At 67.3% G+C, this 2,633-nt stretch carries 1 protein-coding gene and 1 pseudogene; one reads left to right on the top strand and one right to left on the bottom strand.

Annotated elements, in window-relative coordinates; all coding sequences use genetic code 11:
* Window positions 1-94: 94 nt before the first annotated feature.
* A complete protein-coding gene (locus F3T56_RS45770) occupies window positions 95-1,330 on the bottom strand; it encodes an IS110 family RNA-guided transposase (protein ID WP_149831360.1) in 1,236 nt (411 codons plus the stop codon).
* Window positions 1,331-1,742: 412 nt separating this feature from the next.
* Here F3T56_RS45770 and F3T56_RS45765 point away from each other — a divergent pair.
* Window positions 1,743-2,633 (top strand): annotated as a pseudogene (locus F3T56_RS45765) (IS256 family transposase); the annotation flags it as partial.

Raw genomic sequence — 2,633 nt, 5'->3', positions numbered from 1 at the left:
GGCTCCTTCGAGCCGGCCATCGTCGAGAAGCGGCAGCGCAGACTGACCGGTGTGGACGAGACATCTCATGTCGCTGGCGGGTCAAGTTCGGCGGTCATGCGGCGAGGGTGAGACGTTCCGGGAAAGCCTTCTCGGCGTCGTAGAGGGTGCGGTTCCGGAGGCAGTGGTAGAGGCAGCCGAGGAGCTTGTTGAACAGATTCCGGAGGGCCGGGGTATGACGTTCGCCGCCGTCTCGCCGGCGGTCGTAGTGGGCACGTGGCTCGGAGGAACGCAGCGCCGCGAACGCCCACATATAGCCCACGGCGGCCAGGCGTCTGTTCTTGACGGTCCGGGCCACCACGATGTGGCTGCGGCCAGAGGCGCGCGTCACCGGCGCGGCGCCGGCGTATGCCTTGACCGCTCTGGCGTCGGCGAACCTGGTCGGGTCGTCGCCGATCTCTGCGAGCACGCGTGCGCCGGACATGACCGACAGGCCCGGCATACTGGTGATGATCTGTGCATCCGGGTGGGACAGGAACGCCTCCGCGGTGGCGTTGGAGAGGACGTCGCTGCTCGTGCAGGCGGCGTCGAGCTGCCGCAGCAGGGCCGTGGTCTGGTTTCCCATCGCCTTTTCAACCAGCGGCAGTTGGCGCATCTGCTCCGAGCGGAACAGTTCCCGCAGACGCTCGACTTCCTCGTCGACTGAGCGGCGGAGCCGGCCCGCCCGGTTGAGCAGCGCGCGGAGCTGGCCGCGGGTGAGCTTGGCGGCTGCGGCCGGGGTCGGCGCGGAGGTGAGGATCGCACGTGCATACGCGGAGTCGAGGCCGAGCTTGCCGCTGCCGTGGAAGGCCAGCAGGGCAGCCGGGAAGTATTCGCGCAGGTGGGAGCGGAGTCGGTTGACGAGTTGGCCCTTGTCCCAGATCGCGTCCTGGTGGGCTCGGGCGAGCACGGCCACGGCCTGGCCGAGCTCGCTGTCGGTGGGCAGCGGGCGGTGGGCCTTGATGTCGGTCCGCAAGATGTTGGCCAGGATTCGGGCGTCTGCGGCGTCCGACTTTGCGCGGGAGACGCTGCCGCGGTCCCGGTAGCGTGCCGCCGCGAGAGGATTGATCGCGTAGACCTTCCGGCCGGTCGCGCGCAGAGCGGCGACCAGCAGGCCGCGCGGCGTCTCGATGGCGACGGGGATCGGGGCGTCAGGGCTGTCGCCGTGGCGGGCCAGCAGCTCCAGCAGGGCGCAGAGCCCTGGGTAGTCATCGCTGATCCGCAGCTTGGCGACCTGGTCACCATCGTCGTCAACGAGGGCTATGTCGTGGTGGCTCTCCGCCCAGTCGATGCCGCAGAACAAGCGGGTCATTGTGTCTCCTTGATCAGTCAGGGCTCGTATGCGCAGGTCAACTCCCTGCGGAGCACGCGGCGCTCTAATAGAAGTGCTCCGGGCACGCCATCTCATGAGCCGTTCGTGTCTCCAGCGACCGGCAGGGACCTCGGTCTGCTGGAGAGCTCATGGCTCGCGATCTTCTGAGAGGTCGGCCCCTGTCGGCGGGCTGAGGACATGAAAGCTGTTGTGGCCGGCGGCGCCGGACGGGGCCTGTCTCGTCTCGGGGATCTCGTCCCGAATGGTCCTTAGGCCTCCGCCAGGCGACGCCACCGTGGACGCGGCCGGTCTGACCATGAGGGATCTCATCCCGGAACGGCGGCAGGCCTGCATCACGCGGGGGTGGTGGGCCCTTGCCGTCTCTGGCTCAGGTCCACCAGTGAGCTATTAGATGGTGCTCTCGCTGTCCGCGAAGGGCCTCACGCACGGGGAGATCTCCGCGCACCTGGCCGAGGTCTACGGCGCGGACGTGTCCAAGACGACCATCAGCACGATCACCGACAAGGTGATGGATGGCATGGCGGAATGGCAGAACCGGCCGCTCGACCGGGTCTACCCGGTCGTCTTCATTGACGCTATCAACGTCAAGATTCGCGATGGACAAGTAGCGAACAGGCCGATCTACGTGGCCTTGGCGGTCACCGCCGAGGGACACCGCGACATCCTCGGCCTGTGGGCCGGCGACGGCGGCGAAGGTGCGAAACACTGGCTTCGAGTGCTCTCCGAGCTCAAGAACAGGGGCGTCGAAGACGTCCTCATGCTGGTCTGCGACGGGTTGAAGGGGCTGCCTGACGCAGTCGGCGAGGTCTGGCCGCGAACTGTGGTGCAAACGTGCGTGGTTCACCTGCTGCGGGCGTCATTTCGATACGCGGCCCGGCAGGACTGGGACAAGATCGCCAAGGCGCTCAAGCCCGTCTACACCGCTCCGACCGAGGACGCGGCCACGACACGGTTCCTGGAATTCGCCGATACCTGGGGCAAGAAGTACCCGGCGATCGTCCGCCTCTGGGAGTCCAGCTGGCCCGAGTTCACGCCCTTCCTTCAGTTTGATGCAGAAATACGCCGCATCGTGTGCACAACGAACAGCATCGAGAGCGTCAACGCCCGCATCCGCAAGGCCGTCCGCTCCCGCGGGCACTTCCCCACGGAGCAGGCCGCCCTCAAATGTGTCTACATGGCCGTCATGAGCCTCGACCCGACCGGCGCCGGCCGCAAACGCTGGACGATGCGCTGGAAGGGTGCCATGAACGCCTTCGACCTCGCCTTCGACGGCCGCCTCACC

The organism is Streptomyces tailanensis (assembly GCF_008386495.1).
In the GTDB taxonomy this organism is placed as follows: Bacteria; Actinomycetota; Actinomycetes; order Streptomycetales; family Streptomycetaceae; genus Streptomyces; species Streptomyces tailanensis.
Note: the sequence above shows the minus strand (reverse complement) of the source record. Positions and strands in the feature narration are given on the sequence as shown.

Excerpts from the sequence above, each read along its gene's own strand:
- F3T56_RS45770 (WP_149831360.1), bottom strand. The coding sequence starts at position 1,330 with ATGACCCGCTTGTTCTGCGGCATCGACTGGGCGGAGAGCCACCACGAC.